The organism is Scopulibacillus darangshiensis (genome assembly GCF_004341035.1).
Taxonomy (GTDB): Bacteria; Bacillota; Bacilli; order Bacillales; family Sporolactobacillaceae; genus Scopulibacillus; species Scopulibacillus darangshiensis.
In genome coordinates this window covers 46,895-65,566 of sequence record NZ_SLXK01000021.1, presented here as the reverse complement: position 1 = coordinate 65,566, position 18,672 = coordinate 46,895, and the positions used below count along the sequence as shown (strand labels likewise).

The 18,672-nt window shown below is 39.3% G+C and carries 14 protein-coding genes and 1 pseudogene; 3 read left to right on the top strand and 12 right to left on the bottom strand.

Annotation, left to right across the window (positions count from 1 at the left end):
- Positions 1-67 precede the first annotated feature (67 nt).
- The 7 genes from EV207_RS14055 to EV207_RS14025 form a co-directional block, all read right to left on the bottom strand.
- On the bottom strand, positions 68-1,096 hold the full coding sequence (locus tag EV207_RS14055; RefSeq protein WP_165886949.1) for a 5-methylcytosine restriction system specificity protein McrC: 1,029 nt from the start codon (positions 1,094-1,096) through the stop codon (positions 68-70).
- The gene (locus tag EV207_RS14050; protein ID WP_132746789.1) at positions 1,068-3,074 is read right to left on the bottom strand and encodes an AAA family ATPase; all 2,007 of its coding nucleotides are present in this window, start codon (positions 3,072-3,074) and stop codon (positions 1,068-1,070) included. The genes EV207_RS14055 and EV207_RS14050 overlap by 29 nt, the downstream gene beginning before the upstream one ends.
- A 103-nt stretch (positions 3,075-3,177) precedes the next feature.
- Positions 3,178-3,534 (bottom strand): hypothetical protein, encoded by a 357-nt coding sequence (locus EV207_RS14045; protein ID WP_132746788.1) that lies wholly within the window; start codon positions 3,532-3,534, stop codon positions 3,178-3,180.
- A 220-nt stretch (positions 3,535-3,754) separates the two neighbouring features.
- Positions 3,755-4,090, bottom strand: a complete 336-nt coding sequence (locus tag EV207_RS14040; protein WP_132746787.1) for a hypothetical protein — start codon at positions 4,088-4,090, stop codon at positions 3,755-3,757.
- A gap of 18 nt (positions 4,091-4,108) precedes the next feature.
- Entirely contained in the window at positions 4,109-4,651 is a 543-nt protein-coding gene (locus EV207_RS14035; RefSeq protein WP_132746786.1) for a hypothetical protein, read from the bottom strand.
- A 120-nt stretch (positions 4,652-4,771) separates the two neighbouring features.
- Entirely contained in the window at positions 4,772-5,755 is a 984-nt protein-coding gene (locus EV207_RS14030) for a helix-turn-helix transcriptional regulator (protein ID WP_243647079.1), read from the bottom strand.
- Positions 5,756-6,141: 386 nt separating this feature from the next.
- A complete protein-coding gene (locus EV207_RS14025) occupies positions 6,142-9,906 on the bottom strand; it encodes an AAA domain-containing protein (RefSeq protein ID WP_132746785.1) in 3,765 nt (1,254 codons plus the stop codon).
- Between the two features lie 724 nt (positions 9,907-10,630).
- On the opposite strand from EV207_RS14025, the pseudogene EV207_RS14020 reads away from it, so the two are divergent.
- The 3 genes and pseudogenes from EV207_RS14020 to EV207_RS14015 all read left to right on the top strand — a co-directional run bounded on the left by EV207_RS14020 (position 10,631) and on the right by EV207_RS14015 (position 12,672).
- A pseudogene (locus EV207_RS14020) lies at positions 10,631-11,984 on the top strand (transposase).
- A 326-nt stretch (positions 11,985-12,310) separates the two neighbouring features.
- Complete coding sequence (locus tag EV207_RS23115; RefSeq protein ID WP_165886948.1) at positions 12,311-12,463, top strand: hypothetical protein; 153 nt, start codon at positions 12,311-12,313, stop codon at positions 12,461-12,463.
- On the top strand, positions 12,460-12,672 hold the full coding sequence (locus tag EV207_RS14015) for a hypothetical protein (RefSeq protein WP_132746784.1): 213 nt from the start codon (positions 12,460-12,462) through the stop codon (positions 12,670-12,672). The genes EV207_RS23115 and EV207_RS14015 overlap by 4 nt, the downstream gene beginning before the upstream one ends.
- Positions 12,673-12,836: 164 nt before the next feature.
- Here EV207_RS14015 and EV207_RS14010 read toward each other — a convergent pair whose 3' ends face one another.
- From EV207_RS14010 to EV207_RS13990, 5 genes are all read right to left on the bottom strand, one after another.
- A complete protein-coding gene (locus EV207_RS14010; RefSeq protein ID WP_132746783.1) occupies positions 12,837-14,036 on the bottom strand; it encodes an iron-containing alcohol dehydrogenase in 1,200 nt (399 codons plus the stop codon).
- Between the two features lie 93 nt (positions 14,037-14,129).
- Entirely contained in the window at positions 14,130-15,092 is a 963-nt protein-coding gene (locus EV207_RS14005) for an MBL fold metallo-hydrolase (RefSeq protein ID WP_132746782.1), read from the bottom strand.
- Positions 15,093-15,231: 139 nt separating this feature from the next.
- Positions 15,232-16,908 (bottom strand): alkyl sulfatase dimerization domain-containing protein, encoded by a 1,677-nt coding sequence (locus tag EV207_RS14000; RefSeq protein WP_132746781.1) that lies wholly within the window; start codon positions 16,906-16,908, stop codon positions 15,232-15,234.
- 35 nt (positions 16,909-16,943) lie between these two features.
- A complete protein-coding gene (locus EV207_RS13995) occupies positions 16,944-17,357 on the bottom strand; it encodes an acyl-CoA thioesterase (RefSeq protein WP_132746780.1) in 414 nt (137 codons plus the stop codon).
- A 45-nt stretch (positions 17,358-17,402) separates the two neighbouring features.
- Positions 17,403-18,593, bottom strand: a complete 1,191-nt coding sequence (locus EV207_RS13990; protein WP_132746779.1) for an iron-containing alcohol dehydrogenase — start codon at positions 18,591-18,593, stop codon at positions 17,403-17,405.
- Positions 18,594-18,672 lie beyond the last annotated feature (79 nt).

Genomic DNA, 18,672 nt, shown 5'->3' with positions numbered 1-18,672 from the left:
AAAGGATTAGGATTGTACTTAAATTGGGGAATGCTAATTTTCCTTATCTCCCTTCTTTGTCTTTGTACTATATACACCCTGAGACAACTGTCATGAGCCTTTCTTCAATCCGTCGCCATGATGCCGTCAGATCAAGCGTACAAACCCGAACCTTATGACCAAGCAATTCAAATGTTTCATCAAATCCCTTATCAACCTTGGGATATAGCAGCACACCTTCTATAGTCATCTCAGCCCCCGCCATCAATTTAGCATGCTGCAAATAGGCATTGAGCTGATAAAGATGGGCACTGCGGAGTTTTTCTACATCAAATTGTTGCGACAATGCTGAGACATAATATTTTGTATCCATGATGATATAACGGTTTGCGCTTTTCATGGATATGTCAGTGATCATTTTTGGCAGCATGGGATGATTGCCCCATGTAAAGGTTTCTGAACCAATCGAAAAACCTGGTAAGTGAAGCCGGTAGAATTCTCGAACAAAGTCTTCAAACAGGTTGCCTAGGTTTTTTGATTCATCAATCGTATCTAATCTATTTTGGCTTTGCCCTTTTTCTATAAAAGCATCGGCAGCAATCATTTCACTTAAGTAGAAGGCAAGATGATAGGCCTTATAGCGTCCTTTCACATTTAACGATTGAAATGTTCTATTAGTCAACTCAATGCTTGGTATATCCAAAAGGTATGTAAGTAAACGACTTGATTCAAGTTGTATCTCTTTACCTACCGAATTGTCATTCAGAATTCGTTCAAGTGTTGACTTTAATACCCTGTTGGCAGTCACATTTGCATCCATTTCATCCCATTCACACACCATTTTCGCCCGGTAGAATGATTGATGTTGTATGGATTCGGGGAACTGGATCTTTCCCCGAATCGTGCCCGTTTCTTCTTTAACTGGCTGGTATTCTTTTACCAAGCCTTGACGAATCAACCGGCCAACTTCTCTGTTAAACAGCATTGCCCACAAATCAATCGGTGAGGTTGGTTCCTTGGTTTGAATGACTTCTTGAAATTGATCAAGCGGGTATCTAAAAGCATACATCAACATATAATAAAAGTTTTTAACGGGTACCTGCTTTAAGCTTCGCAATGCAATCCCCCACTTTTTGAGGCTCATCAAACCAGTATTCTTCTAATAAAGGTTTAATTTCGAAATCAAGGATTGATGCCAACCAGTCATGCTCATCTTCACCTTCAGGCTTTTTATTGCAGAAATAGCTATGGCCAATTTCATAGCCTTTTCCTGCATTCCGAAGATCCAAGGTGATTTCTTGATTTACCTCTTTCATTGTCACAACCAGGTGCTTAATAAAAGAATCAGAGAATTGTCTGCTCTTCATGAATGCTTCGAAAGCATCCTGTTCAAACCCGGGCTCGAGACTGACAAAAGCAAAACGGCGGCGTAGCGCGATGTCAACAAGAGCTATGGAACGATCCGCCGTATTCATTGTCCCGATAACGTACAAGTTATCTGGTATAAAGAAAGTCTCGTCATCATCCTTTTGATATGCAAGATGTACCTTGTGTGCGGGTCCTCTTTTATCCCCTTCAATTAACATGAATAATTCGCCAAAAATTTTGGATAAATTCCCCCTATTAATCTCGTCAATAATGACATAATAGGTATTGTTAGGATCCTCTTGTGCCTTCTTACAAAAGGTATAGAACAAGCCATCTTTCAAGCGGAATTTTCCATCTTCTGTCGGCTTATAGCCCCTAACAAATTCTTCATAAGAGTATGACTGATGAAATTGAACGGAAAGGATATTGTCTTCCGTTATTTTTTCTTGATGAAAATATGCTAGTCTTTTAGCCACAAAAGTTTTCCCCACACCGGGAGGTCCTTGAAGAATAATGTTCTTCTTCCTGTCAAGCAATGCCTTCATTGTATCTACCTTATCCTCAGGAATAAATAGATCCATTAAAACATCTTGTCGTCCGTACGATTTTTGTTTTTGTAATCTGTTATCTAAGTTTGTTCGAGTATAATTACTCAGAATGTCGGAAACTAATTCTTCGTCGGATGTTATATCTGTCAGGGCTTTAACTGGAAATTTGTGATTTGACAGTTCTGTGAGTTTATTATCCGTCCAATTGACTTTTCTTATGGATTTGAAATGGTCTCTTTCAGGATCGTATGTGTACTCTGAAACAACTTCACCAATCCCAAGTACTTTGGTTGCCCCTCCTTTAGCAATCAGGCGATCACCCGGTTTCATTTTATAGACAAAATCATAGTTTGTTCCGGTATCATTATATGGATTAACGTTGAGGTTGTTGGCTTTTATTAATGCTTCTTTAATAGATTCTTTAGTTGTATATTTTGTTAAGTCTCCTAGCTCTGGCCAGCCTATTGCAATTTCCCCTCTTTTGTAAAACTGCGCCCATTCCTTTCCTTTCTCACCAGGGGATATAACCCATGTTAATTGCTGTTCATTTTTATTAGATTCAGATGTTTGTTTCTCCCGATAAGTCTCGTATAAGTAACTCAAAAATTGATCTATTTCCAGCCAAATCGGCACATCGGATCTTTTACTGACGATAGTCAAGTATTGCTCTTTTATTCCAGATTGTTGAAGCGCCTTTTGAAACTTCATAAACTTTTGCCCATATGAATCCCCTCTAGATAACTGGGGATCTATATCCAAAATATTTTCAGCTGCTACTCTGTCACGTTGATTGTAAAAACAATATTGATCAGCGTATAGGTTGCCTACCATCTCGCCAATAACGCTGCCGCCAAATCCAAATAGCTTGTATTCATCCGAATTTAATAAATCATCGATAATCTCATTTACCGGTATTGAATGATTGATTAAGTGACGAAGGCTTTTTTCATACTTTTCTAATGGACCATTCATGTTGCCAAGGGCACGCTTGCGGGCGAGTGGCATACTGAATGAATTAATATGATCACCAATTTTCTGGATCTTTTCCCAAGTTAAATCTCCTTGTGAGACTTCCTTCCTAAACTGCTTAAAGAAAAGATAATTATCTTCAATGAAAGAAGAATTTCCAAACCATATATCGGCTTTGCTTGCAAACTCTTTTAGATATTGTTCTAGCATTTAATGCACCCCTTATTTGATCTTCTAATTAAATGGGATTCTCACTCAATTATACATCTAATTATTTCAATTTCATTACAAACTAGCGTATTTTGTAATATTATTAAAGTTCTTCTGCTCTTGAAAAATGAAAGACCTGTTTTACTGGTTCATTTTGTCCGTTGACTGTAATTCCGCCGATTTTCCTTAATTCAAAATTGCCTAATGCATTAGCTTTTTGTTTTGCCATATCCAATGCTTTTTCTTGAAATTGTTCAAAGTCGTAAGGATCATCTGCAATGATAGAGATACAGAGAAAATCTTCAACTACCTTGGCTTCAAGTATTCTGAAATAGGGTTTATAGGTTAGCCCTTCACCTTCCACGCCGGGATATATTCTGCCAAGAATATCATCAATCCCACTCAGTTCATTATCTAGTTCCTCATCATCTTTTTCTGAGTACCCCCAGTTTTTATCCATACAGCATCCCCTTCGTTTCTAATATATTGCATACATAAAATTGCTTCCTTTACCTGTATCGGTTTGAACTATATCCGCCTTCATTTTAGCTTGATATTACATTTATAAGAACGCACCGCGTATTAAGACCATAGTCCCAAAAAATTAACACGCTTTCTTAATACAAAGGAAATACTCCCGCCCACGAAGGCAGAACGGCCGTCACAAGCAGGAGTATTTTTTACTGTGCTAAGTTTGCTTCATTGCCTTGTTTCTGCCTAATAAGAAAAGATAGGATGCCGGCAATGAACAGGAAGATAAAGGCCACGGTGAAGAATAGCCCGTTTGCAATCAGTCCCCATACAGCAACAACTAAAAGGGCGATGCCGGCGGTTTTCTTGAACTTCCATGATAGGAATCCAAGGACAATGGCTAAGGCTGACAGCCAAAAGACCGTGGCCCCGCTATTTGCCATGGCATCCTCGCCAAAGACACTTCCGAATACAGTTACCATGAAACCGCTCGCCAATCCGAATAGTCCGCCTAACATTGATAATACTGCTACCCATACTTTCATTCGTCATTCCCCCTTTGGTTATTTAACCGGAATGGTCACTGTAACCGTTTTGCTTGCCATCGTCTTATCATTGAAGATCTCGCCCATATCAAGCTTGATTTCTTTAACCCCTTTCACATCCAATGTATTGGCTTCAGGTACATCATAGACAATGACACCATCCATTTTCACACCACCGTTAATATCGCCTGACACATTACCTGATCCGCCAAATAGACTTGCTGAAAGCTGCATGTCACCAATGATGGCATTGCCTTGATCCGGAAAGAACGAGAGCTTATCTTGAGTTGTGTTCTCTAAATTTAGTCCGACTTGAATCTTGTCTTCGGATAATTTCACCTCTGCAATGTTAATCTTCAGTCCCAACATTTCCTTTGATACATTGGCATTGAATGTTTTTGAAGCATCATCTTTTTTCGTGGATGCCTTCTTATCTTGCTCTTTGCCGCTTGCTTTCTCGGTATTGTTGGATCCTCCCGTTGCAACATCCGTTTCCCCGCACCCGGCTAATACACCAACAGCGAGCAAACCTACACCTACAACTGACAAAAGTTTTTTCATTAAAAATTCCCCCTTGTAATCTTTGCTATATCTGAATTATAAATAACAAGGTGGATAAAAATTTGCCATGGTTTAATGAATAAAAAAAGCATTCCCTTAAAGGAACACTTTGGGAAATGCTTAAATATTATATAGTTTTTGCACCTTTTCATTCTCTGCCTTAATCCGTTCACGAAGCGATGCCGGCTCGATCACCTCGACATCACTTCCCCATGTGAGCAGCCATCTGACAAGGCCGTCACTAACTGATGCTTTTGTCCTTATAAAAAAGGAATCGTCATCTGCCCTCTTGATATCCGCGTCAATGCCGAATCGGTCAATGATAACATTAATCAGACCGTTTTTAAATTTCAGCTTGATGACATCCTCCTCACCCGAGTACATATGAAAGGATCGGTTCACGTAGTCAGGAATGTCAATGTTATGATGATTAAAGTGTTCATTCTTTACCTGTACGTCCCGCATCCGATCCACGCGATAATGTCTTACTTCCCCGGCACCTTCATAAAAACCAATAAGATAATAGTAATCATTATTCCAAATCAACGCGTAAGGGTGAACCGTATAGACTCTACCTTCGTGGCTTAAGACGAACGCTTTGTCAACATTATACCTTCCGTATTGGTATGTGATCTTTTTCTGGTCAGATATCGCTGTCCGTATATGATCAATGCCATATCTTACGGCTGGACTCTTCGCCTTAATCACCCCATCAAGGAAAATTTGCTTTTGCAGCCTTTTCGCCGTCGTTTGACTTTTAAGCATCTTAATCTTCTTGATCAAATCCTTCGTTTCCTTTTCAGTCAGAAATCGTGCGGAAATAACCGCGTCAAGCAACAGCCTGATCTCGTACATTTCGAACAAACCCTCGTGCCTATAAAACTTTCTGCCTTGCTTGCCCGTATTTTCATCAATCATAAAGCCGCCGTCGCCTAAAGCCCTGAGGTCCTCCCTAAGGCTTTTATCCTGCACTGCAAACGTCTCGCCCAGCTCCATTTTCAAATGTTCCTTTATTTCCCCTAACGACAGTTCATTTTCTTCATCCGTCTTTGTCCGCAAAATCTCCATAACCTTGATCAAACGAAGCCTGTTATTTTCCGCCATAATTAATCCCCTTTAATCCAACCCCATCCATGTATATAGGGTATTCTTTATAATTATAGCCTACCATCAAATATACAAATATAGCAGTATGAAGGCGTATCGCTTGATTATATGCCTTTACCCCTATAAAAAAGATCTCAATTCTCTTTTTACATGGCAGCGTGTCATTAAACAGTTTGTAATAATATCCGCCATCTGTTCGGGCTTGTCTTCCGCAAGCGAAACTTCCTGTTGGTGGATTGCACTTTGTTACATTTTCACAACCTAATAACCATCTGATTTATTTTTTGATTCAATTTTGTCAATGAAAAAGCTCTCCAAAAGAAGATAAGCAGCACTTAATCGGTGCTGCTTTGACTCATTATACTTCAGGGCGCGTATTGCACTTATCGAACCACATCCCGAATTTCTTCATTCCGAACTAACTCTTTAATTCGTTGATCAATACGTTCTATCTCATTTACAGGATTCTTCCACCAATTCCTGCTCCAGATTCGTTCGATTGTCCAGCCTCTCGATTCCAAATATCTTTGACGATAAACATCTCGTTCTCTAGCACTTGGAGAACTATGATACATGGCCCCATCGCATTCTACTCCAAGGATGTATCTTGAACGATCTTTTGGATGGAGCACTGCCATGTCGATTCGATAACCAGACATCCCTACTTGTGTGGTGATTTCATATCCTAGATTACGAAGTTGCCTGTAGACTTGTTCTTCAAATGGGGAATCGAAATGAAGAGTTTGTTGTACAGCATGTGTACTTACCGCTTCATTAATCTCCTGGATCACTGCCTGGATATCTTCTACCTTCCCACCAGAAACAGCCCTAGCATATTTCAAGTAAGACTTTAATAGCTTCGGCCCCCGTTCGGAGGTATTGGCTATATTTAAGTCTTCCGGTTCGATGCTAGAAACCACTATCGCCCCTTCTTTTGCACGGGTTACCGCTACATTTAATCGATTTTCTCCGCCTTTTTGGTTAAGCGACCCGAACCGGTTGTACACTTTGCCTTCTTCATTTTTTGCATAGCCGATGGAGAAAATGATGATATCCCGCTCATCTCCTTGTACATTTTCAATGTTTTTGACAAATAGTCGTTCATCAAGGCTACGTCCCATTAGTTCATTATAAAGGGTTCTAAATTCTTCATCTTCAGCTGCAACTTCATCAATCACATCTTGTACTTTTGACTGTTGTTTTGCGTTAAAGGTGATGATCCCAACGGTTTTACCAAGCTGTTGTTGCAGTATACGTTTTAACTGCGCGACGACTTCTAGAGCTTCCACTTCGTTCGACCTGTTAAGCCATCGACCATCTACCTTCTTCCATACAACCCCAGGTGGCTCTCTAAATGATGCGACGTTTGGTGCAATTTGAACATAGCCATTATAGAAGGCATGATTAGAAAAGTTAATCAGCTCTTCGTACTTAGATCGGTAATGCCATTGCAAAATCTTCTCCGGAAAACGGCGTTTAGCTAAGTTTAGTAAACTAACGGACTCATCGGTATCAAACTTCGCCTCTTCCTCTTCTTCATCTTCATCTGCGTACCCCGCTCGGAACAAATTAGACGGTGGAAGCTGCTTTTCATCCCCTGCTACAACGATTTGTTTACCGCGATATATAGACGGCAAACCGCTTTCCACTGTTAACTGAGAAGCCTCATCAAATATAACGATATCAAACAGACCTTCTGTTAACGGGAAAATGGACGACACCATTTCTGGCGAAGCTAGCCACACTGGCAAAATATCCACTAATCCTTTATCCGCAAAGTCGTTTACGAGTTTGCGAAGTGGCCAAATCATTCTCTTTTTACCTGTTTGATGTTTTAACTCTTTTGCTGACTTTCCTTGTATTTCGTGAACGGACTTTACCTTGTTCTTCAGTTCGTGTACTAAATACTCTGCCGCTACTTTTCGCTTTTCTTCTAAAAGATTAGCGAATGAATCGCGTATCCTTCCAAATTCATTTGTAGAGATCTTCTGCACATCTGGATACTTTGCTTCGATCTGATCAATCCAGTGGATATATGCTGAGTTTTTAAAGATATCTACCCAAAACTCTGACAGTGATTTTTCTGTGTTAAGATCTTTTTCCTGCAGGGCAGTGATAACAGTTTTTGTATCGTCACTAGCCTGTTCCCAGAACGTATCCATTAATTTCAGGTCATCAAAGTCACGATGAATATACTCCAATAACAAGTCTAACTCTTTTAACGGAATATCCCCTTCTGCAACGCGGTTCTGTAATATCTTAAGGTGATCCTCTTTTATCAAGAAAGACAGGATCTTCATGTCATCTGCCATAGCTTTCGTTACTTTTCCTAAGTCGTGCATAATCTTTAATGACCGTTTAACTTTCAACCACTCTGGAGAAGTTGTTCCTTTGAACTTCTCCCCGTTTGTAATCTCTTCAATAATCGACTTTCCCGTGATCGTCGTCCACCAAAAAATGCGCAAACCCTGAAGGGTACGTTTTTGGTCATCATCTAAATCTGGATAGATTTTATCTAATCGATGTTGTACTTCCCATGTATAAGCAGGTGTAATCTTTTCGATATCAAGTGCTTCAATATAGTCCGTTGCTTTCCTTGCTTTCTGGATTAATGCTTCTAATGTTTCAATCCCTTTTAATTTCGCTTTCATGTCAAAAGCAGCAAAGCTCTTTCGGCAACTTAATGGATAGTTTTCCTGTCCAAACTGATCGTACCACTCTCCATACGTATACACTGCCTCCGATATATCCCGTAATGACTCTCTCGTTAATCGGTCGATCACACTATTTAAGGAGATAATCTTGTTTGAATCAGTTATCGGTTTTGATGTACCATAAAGCTCGTATAATTTATACCCATTTGGCTGCTTTTCATAAAGCGCTTTAGCAATCATATTTAGAAACTGTTCTTGATTATCTAACCGAGAAGTAAAAGTTATCAGCTTTTCAACTGATTCCGCAAACTTTACCTCGTTATGCTCTAAAACGGTAGAAATCTTTTTATAAAGCGCTTTTCGATCCACTTTCTCATCATGCACAAGGGCAACATGGTCACTTAGCCCTAAACTATTCATCCGTTGATATACGACATCTAAGGCCGCACGTTTCTGACAGACAACAAGAATCTTTTTGTTTCGATAAAGTGCGTCCGTTACGAGATTTACAATAACTTGCGATTTCCCTGTTCCCGGTGGTCCATGCACGACTAATCCCTTTTGATGACGAACCTCCCTTAAAATTTCTTCTTGGGAACCGTCCGTTCGTAATAGATTCAAAATATCTTCTTTTTTAATGGTCTGCTCGTCTTCTTCCACACCACTGGGTAAGACACCTGCCTCTAATGATAGACCATCTTCTGAATTAATCATCTCTCCAACTAACGATAGAGAACTGGTTTCTGAAAGGGTGATCAACTCATCATAATCACGAACAATGGAAGAGCCACCTTGTGGAAAGTCACCAATGACCGCATTTTCAAGCAATGTCATATTGGAGACCTCTGGAATGTCACTCGCCTTATATTCCTTTAATCGGCTTAGATCTGTTTCGGTAAACTGCACCTTCACCTGTTGCTTGCCCAAAAAGGATATAATTTCTTTAAAATTCATGGAACGTGCGACTGAAACAGCCTCTTCGAAAATCTCCTCAGAAAAGTTGATCTTATTTAATTTCTTCATTGCTAAAAGGAGTGTCCGATTTAACTGTGGTCCGCCTTCCTCCACATTTAACACCCATTTTTTCATCGTAATATTATCTTTTTCCAACCGAATAGGGTACAAGAAAAGGGGAGCTTGAATAAAGGTTCCATCGTAGAGAACACCTGATAGAAAAGGGTAACCCAAGTAAAAGTCATGTACACCCGTTTCATCTTCCATTGCTTTAATTTGACGATAGAGATCTGTTAGCTTTTTTGATAAATTCATTGATTTCTCATCATCAAGGGAAGGCTGTAATAAAGTAATCTTTCCTTTCCCTTTTTGCTCTACTATTTTCTTTATAATCGACTGTGCGCTTTCCTTACCTTCTATGGAATCCAAATTTGCAAGGTCAAAACTCCATTTCTGATAAATCTTCAATAAGCGAATGGAACGATTTCTTTTGTTTATGTTGTTTAGCTTATCGCGCATGTGTATTAGATGATCTTTCATTTATATCCTTCTTTCAAAGCTGCCTTAATAACTAATTTTGTTAAGGTAAATTATACTTTAAATTCGAGCAAAAGGTAACAAAATTTGGATTGTAATATTTTCTAATGATACGCATTAAGTACAATGAACCCTTTTGTCATAAACCTACCATCTTATTTTGCCACATTCTCTATGTATACAATCAGTAATCACCTCAAAAATTGTATTAAAGCATATTTTCAGGGTGGTCGCGCCCCATAAGAATGCTGCCCACTGCCAATCAAGGGTTTGTTCGCGAAAAAGGCTAGCCGTTCTTTAGAATTACAGTTCTATATCGAAGACGTCGTCCTCGTTCACGAGTCCTCGATGCTACCTGTATCCGAATCAATCCCCCAGTCCCCACCCTTCCTACAAATCTCTTATCTTTCCTATCTCATTTGCCTTATTTCACCAGAATCAACTCTACTTGCGCATGTGTCTTAATTGATATTCCCATCATCACAAAAGAAGGTGTAATCACCGGATCCGTTGTTATAGACACTTTTTTCTCATGACATGCAAAAGGTACACTTCATTTATGAGCCATCGCCTTAAAAGAAAATTTATTTTTAATCAAAGGAATGAATTTCATAAATACTAACCCTTAAGCCACAAGGCTTTCAGGACATAAAAAAGGAGGTACCTCCCCAAATCTCGAAATAGTTAAGTACCACACAAAACTAATGAGATCGGAGGAACACTCCCTATGTCTATTATACGACAAGGAAGCCTGTTTGACCTGCAAGAATTATATGATTTGGGACCTACCCAACGTTATGACGCTATTTTATCCGCCATTAATACGGACTCCATTCTTTATAAAGTGAGTAAGAAGTCATGGCTTGGTGCCCCGACTGAACTCAATTATAGAGCTATGATAAATTCACTTTTCATTCGGATCATCGAACGCATCCCTACAGTAAAGCATTTAATCAAGCGCTTAGACGAGGATTTCATTTTTAAATTGAATTGTGGATTTCTTGTATCAGATACCACACCTTCAGAAGCAGCCTACTCACGTATGGTCACTAAGCTTAATGATTCCCCCATCCTTGAAGAAGCGAAGGAAACCGTGGTGCTCCAAGCTATTTCTGAGGGATTCATCACTGACGATGCCGTTGCCGTTGATGCCACTCACTTCGAAGCCCGTGATCAAGCTCCCCCGAAGGAGGAAAGGCCTGAAAAGGCACCTAAAAAATGTGGACGAAAAACAAAAGCGGAACGTGAACAATGGTTGATTGAAAAGGCGGAGCGCGAGGCCAATCTCCCACTATTTGAAAAGAAAATTGAGGCTCAACTTGATGTGCCTCTTGCCGAACTTCTGACAAGCGTCCCACTGGACCCACAATGGGGTGTTAAGAAAAACAGTGAAGGTAAAAATGTCTTCTGGTATGGGGATAAGGCCCATTTAGCTGTCGGGACAAAATCCCAAATACATTTTACAATCCCTCTTTTCATCGGGAAATTTAAATGATGGGAAAGCCGCTATACCTTTATTAAAAGGCATTTCTGAGCGTCTATCTCTCCCTTCGTTAAAGTATGTTATAACGGATGCAGGGTATGATTTTGGACCCATCTATGAACAGATCCATCGGATGGGTCACCAAGCTGTGATTGCTTATAATAAGCGAAATGAGCCTGAACCGATAGGGTTTGATAAACATTTCGCTCCGACTTGTGTTCGGGAGCATTCCTATCGTTATGACAGTTTTGATGCCAAATACGAATCACTGAAATACACACATCCAAAGGAATGTAAGGATTGTCCTTTGGCACATGATGACCTTTGTCAAAAGGTCTACAAAGTCAAAATCACGACAAATCTTTGAAGGTACACGGCGCCTGCCCGTGGTTCAAAAGCTTGGAAAACCTTATTTAAGCAGCGCACCGCTGTTGAACGGGTTAATGCGTATCTAAAGGAATACTTCCAATTGGATAATGTTCGTTATCGTACGGGTAAACGTGCTAAAGTTCACTTTGACCTTGTGACGCTTGTTTATAATGCTTCAAAATTGGCTTGTGATCGTATCAATCTTATGTTAAGTCAACAGGTAGCTTGATTTTTTTAATATCTAAGGAATGCCTAAATGGTCGTAAACAACGGAAATATGCGAGACTCCTGCGGGAACAGCGAGCCAAGCGAGACCCCGCAAACGAGGAACGAGCTTGAGGAGGCTCGCGGATCGCCCGCGGAAAGCGAGCGTATTTCCGCAAGCAAAGCTAAGCACACAATTTTTTTAAAGAAAAACTGGAATTCTGCTTCTATGACCTTTTAATCAAAAGCAATTATGAAATTGAATCAAATAGTAATCATTTATTAAGCAAAAATCAAGACTTATTTGTGTTTAGAAAATGTAACTAGTTTGGAGAAAACGAGGTGTAAAAAATGATCACCGTCCAGCGTTTATTAGAAAATCTAAAACCGTACGATGTACAGCTTATATCCGACCAAGGGGGCGCGGACAAGCCGTTAGAATATATTAACATACAAGAATTTGCACTTAGGAGTGAGCGGATAAAAAGAATGGCGTTATATTGACTACGTTTACCTCATTCCTTGAATCGGGAAATATCATCGAACATTTGCTATGGCTGTCATCAAAAGAAATTCGTGCAATTGGCATCCACACTGTTTTCATTAAGAGCCGTCAACTTTATGACCAATATACTATGGCCACACAGTTGACGGCTCAATCTTTTTTCAATATGACAAATATACAGGCTGAACTGACACTTAAAAATAAATAGATGGTCGTGTTGATTAATAATATTCAGATTGAAAAATTACTCGGATTTCCAAAGATATATAAGTATCGAATTTTCTATAGCAATAATTGAGCATCAAAATGAAACCCGAGTAAATGACCATCCATATTAGCAGTCTGGCTAGTACACTTATCGTTAATGCTTATTTATTCCAAAACCGAATCAGTTTCAAAAGAAGTTCTTCCCATCGTTTTTTTATATAAAGAGACAACATCTTCTATATTTGTTTTTCTGGGATTTACTGCAATGTTCCCGCTTTTCATCGCATCTTCTGCCATTGGTAAAATATCTGATTCACGAATTTGGTATTCAGAAAAATCCTTTGGAATATGAATGTCCCTTGATAATTGTTTAACGGCTTCTATAGCTTTATAAGCATTTGCCATAAGCGTTTGAGTTGGATCAATATACTCTCCTATAGACTTTGCAATATTTAGAAATTTACCTGGAGCAGCCGGCAAATTAAATTCCATCACATGAGGAAGTAATACTGAATTCGCTACACCATGTGGCACGTGATACTTGGCGCTTAAAGGATGGCTCATCGCGTGAACATTTCCAAGTCGTGTATTGTTAAAGGCAATACCTGCTACAAGACTTCCATATAGCATCTTTCTTCTGGCTGAAAGATTTTCTCCATTAAAGACGGCTTGTCTTAAATTAGAGGAAATCGTACGAATCGCATCTAACGCCAGTGTTTCTGTTAAAGCATAAGACATAGTAGATGTATAAGACTCAATAGCATGGACGAGTGCATCTAGTCCGGTGGCGGCTGTAAGCTTTGGAGGCAATGTTATCGTTAAAGCCGGGGCTATGACTGCCCATTTAGGAGCAAGCATGCTGCCACCCACTGTTAACTTGTATTCTTTAATAGGATCGGTCACTACGGTAAAAATAGTGACTTCACTGCCTGTTCCAGCCGTTGTAGGGATGGCTAGAAGAGGGAGTGGTTGATTTGAAAATCGGTCAATACCTTCGTAATCCGTAATGCGACCTCCATTAGTAGCCAGTATGCCCAGTGCTTTTGCTACATCAATAGGGCTTCCGCCTCCGAGCCCAATTAAGAGATCAGGTCGAAACTTTTTAAGTAAATGCATTCCCGTTTTAACAGTGTCGGTCGTTGGGTTAGCCTCCACATTGGAGAACACAGTAATCTGGGCATTTGATTTTCGAATTTTCTCCAGTACCTTCTCAAGAATTTGAGCTTTTTCGATGCCTTCATCGCAAATAATCATAACTTTTTTGAAACCTTCACGGTTAATAATTTCAGGAACATGCGAAATAGCACCTACTCCAAATAATAGGTCAGGTCCTAAACTAAATTGGTTTAATCTTTCTAGATACATATACGTTCCTCCCACTACAACATTTTCATATAATGTCTTTTTGTAAATTAACAGTAAATCTGTATAAAGGGGGGATATTTATTCTTTCGGCACCTAGCCACTGGAGTACTCCATGTACTTTCTGTTCAGATTATGGGCTGTGATAAATTCTTCATAATAATCCTCATAAGGTTCTCCATGGTCGATGAGACGTTTCAGATGTTTGGCTATGCTTAATATTTCATTCTTCATAAATATTAGATTTCGTTCGTATTGTTTCTTATAATAAAAAATGTCTTGTTGGACTAATTGTTGAGGAGAATCCCCTTTATGGATGGCTTGCTTGATTTTCTTTTCCCTTCTTTCAATAATCAGTAGATACTTTTCTAATTGGTGTTTATATTCCTTTTTTAAATACATGCCTTTTTGGTGTGACGTTACATAATATTTCACATCGAATTCGAGTGTCTTTTTTGCTGATTCAATGAATTGATCAATATTACTATCTGCATCTCCGTAAAATGGACCGAACGTGGTTAAATCGATATCCCCAACTAAGAGGATTCCGTAATCAGGTATATAAGGGCAGCAAAATCCTTCGGAATGTCCAGGAGCATGGATCATGCTAACTTTTACACCCGACATTTCAATTTCTTCATCATAACGATACGAGCCAGTAACGTCCAACGTTCTCTTTCCAAGTACCTTACCCTGCCACTTTTTATTTTGCTGGGATTCTATCCATTTCTCGATCTCTTCTTTTCTAAATACAGCATAAATGCCCATTGCTTTGCCAATTTCATTAATATCGGATATTTTATTTACATCATTATGATTAATCAACTTTTCCGCTTCAGGGAATAGATGTGCTCCCCAAATGTGATCAAAATGGTGGTGAGTCAAATAAATTTGCATGACTCTATGTTCCTTTTTCATGTATTCAAAAGCTGTCTGGCCTGCCCCGCAATCAATAAGTGTTGAATGTTCTTGACCTGCTATAAGGAGTGACGTTGAGAAAGGAACACGACTTTTGTTATCCCCCATAATAATTTCAATAGGGCCTATTTTCTCATTCATTCTTACCTCCCTCTCTTTCTTAAAGCTTACCAATATTGTTTTAATATGATAGATAGCTTCCTATCAATTTAAAGGTAACGTTGTAAGCTTCAAAAGCGATTCACACAAGGTGAACCGCTCTCTATACCTCCTCCTCAAATCACGCATTGAACAGAGAATTAAATTCCTTGAGTAATTCCAGATTTCCTTCTATTTTCAAACTTCCTTCATTAATCGCTTCCTCGGGATTAATGGCTCCCAAAGAAATTTCCTTCCACAAATCACCCTGCAGATGTACAATCAAGTCGGATTTTTCTGAACAACCTACACGAACTTCAGCGATTCCACGACGGACAATGACTGTATACGTTTCATTGGTATCTGTGATTTTAAAACCTACTGCAATCCATTTATCAAAACTGGCATGAGGATCAAGGCGTATAGACATATTTTCAAAGAATGTTTCCAACGGCATTGCTAATGCATTTGCAAGCTTCACTTTGAGTGGAATTGGTCTAATAGGAAGTTCACCAGCTAATTCTAATGCCTGGGTAAAGTAATACGATCTGCCCGTTGAGCTATGAGACGACTCCCCTAACTTGTATAACGCTTCCACTTTTAATTCCAAAGCGCTTGTATTTTCCGGCGAAACCGCCAATAACATATCTGAAGTTTCAGCTGCCCACTGGTACTCTCCCGTTTCTATCGCCTTCTTCCCCTCTTCAAGTAACCGATTACTTCCACCCGCTATATCAATAATTTTCTGCCCACGAACTTTTGGAGAAAGTGAGCTCAAATTGGTAGCATTTCCATCAAACCAACCTAGGTATCCTTCATAAATCGCTCTAATCGACCATGACACTTGTCCGTATAATTGTAAGATCTCAGGGTAGTCATCAAAATGCGGCGGAAGTTTAATTTCTTCTACTAGTTCATCAGGAGTCTTACCCTGGTTTGCACCTCTCACAACTGCATCGTGAACATACTGGATCGCATCTCTATACATCGTTAATAATTCGTCAATTCTTTCTGATCCACGGATTGGTTCCGAATGGCAGGGTACCATATATTCGGCACCGAGGCCGCGCATCTTATCCAGCGATCGAATCCATTGATGCACAGGTCGCGGCGCCGTACCTCGGATAGCATATAGATTCGGAAATGACGGATAATAGTTATCGGCACTTATTAATACCTTTTTATCAGGCAGCCAAATAAAAATTTGATCTTCTGTCTCACCAGGTGCATGAACAAGAATAAATCTGACTCCGCCAATTTTTAATGCCATTGAATCTTCGAATGTTTTCGTAGGGGGTACTAAGATAGGTTTACCCCTGTCGATACTAAGGGTGGGGCCTAGACCGGCACAAGGGACGTATCCTTCAGGAAGACGTGTCCCAAACTGTCTTCTTCCTCGAAGACCAAGTATGTCTTGCAACTGACTAAATTGCATATCAAAGAACTCTTTTGTCTTTTGGTTCGCGTAAACCTCTGTTTCTCCATTTAAAAAAGCAGAAGTGCCCATGACATGATCGGTATGTCCATGTGTGTAAATCACGGCAACCGTCGGCTTAGGTGAAATCTTATCAAACTCCTCCCTTATTTCCTTGGTAGCTTGTAGGCTCTCAGTCGTATCAACAATAACATTCCCCTCTTCTGTAGCAATCAAGATACAATTCCCCATCGCATAACCGATGGCGGAATACACGCCATCAGTTACTTTTTCAATTCTTTTATTAAATCGTTTCGCATGATTTAATAAGTACTCCGATGGAGAGGGCTTTTCACTAAATATTTTTTTTGCGTCGACCGTTTGTTGAAGATCTGATTTCGTCATAACTTCACCCTTCTCTTCTAATTATGGTAAAAAATTTATACTTCCTCTTTTGCATTTTCATTTAACATATGGGCCTCAAGCTGCACACGAATGGGCTCGGGGATTGGGTCTGATTCTTGTGTATGAAGATTGAAATTAACGTAAGTCGCAGTTCCTTTTGCACATAAGTTATTATTTTGATACAACTCCTCATAAACTACAAAACTTCTATTTCCTATTTTCTTAATCCAAGTCAATATTTCTACTTCTTTCCCAAAATAAATTTGGCTGACAAAATCAATATTTAAATTTACAACGACCAGCTTCCAATTATCAAATGATAGATTTGGCATGAACATTTTGAAAATGTCATGCCGACCTGATTCAAACCAAACCGGAACCGTTGTATTGTTAATATGACCTAAAGCGTCGGTTTCAGATACACGTGGGTGAATTGTTGTTTTAAACATTTTTATCCTCTTTCATCGTTTCAATAATCTCATGCTTTCAAATTCTTATTTTATCAGACAAGGTTCGACGATTACTCCTTCAAATGCGGCTTGATAAATCCGGTAAATATCATCTCGTTCCAATGGTAAAGGGCTTCGAACTAATAATCTCTTTTGTCCCTCTCCTTCTTCAGTTAAGCTATCAATTGCTGATTCGGGAATATTAAATCCTTTTAATGTATTTGGAATTCCTACATCAACTATTAGCTTTTTAAATTCATCAATACACTTATAAGAAGCCTCCTCTTCTGACAAAGAATGATAGCTCTCATCCAAAGCATCCAAAACATCTTTCATTCTCTTCGTACAGCTTTTTCGAATATATCCCATGACATAAGGTAATAATATTGCATTCGATTCTCCATGAGGGATATGAAACTTCCCACCTAAAGGATAGGCCAATGCGTGAACACCAGCTACTCCCGCATTAAAAAATGCTAATCCAGCTAAATAACTACCATGACTCATATCAATACGAGCCTGTTTGTCATTTCCGTTTTCTACTGCCTTCCGCAGTGAACGCCCAATTAAACGAATGGCTTGAATCGCTAATGCATCAGACGTTGGGCTTGCATTCACAGAAACATAGGCCTCTACCGCATGTGTTAGTGCATCAATTCCTGTAGCTGCTGTTACTTTTGAAGGTACAGAGACCGTCAATTCTGGATCAACAATTGTAATATCTGCTAAAAGATAATCATGAGTTACCACATCTTTTGTATTCTCTAAGGAAAGGACAGATATATTCGTAACTTCCGATCCTGTTCCTGAAGTTGTAGGGATAAGGATCATTGGTAACCCTTTCTTTTTAACCTTTTTTGTTCCTGTTAAGTTTAAGTAATGAGCCACTGGCCCTTCATGTACTGTTAAAACGGCGGCTAACTTAGCTAAGTCCATAGCACTCCCACCGCCAACACCAATAACCATTTCAAATTGACCTTCACGTGTAAAAGACACCAGCTTTTCACCAATTTCTAGTGGTGGTTCTGGTTCAATTTCAGTGTATACGGTAATATCATACCCCTCCTCTTTAAGGGGCTTAGCTACTTTCTCTACTAATCCTATCTTCTCAAGAATAGGATCTGTTACGACAAGAATTTTCTTTGGTGAGTATTTTTCAACTTCAGTCAGTAATTGTTTCAAAGCTCCCCATCCTGTATAACTTAACGGAGCAAAAACTAGTTTTGCAAAACACATAGCTTCCTTACCTCCTTTACTTCTTCTTTTATAATTCTGTTTTAATCGTAACAAACTGTAATTCTGTCATTTCCTCGAT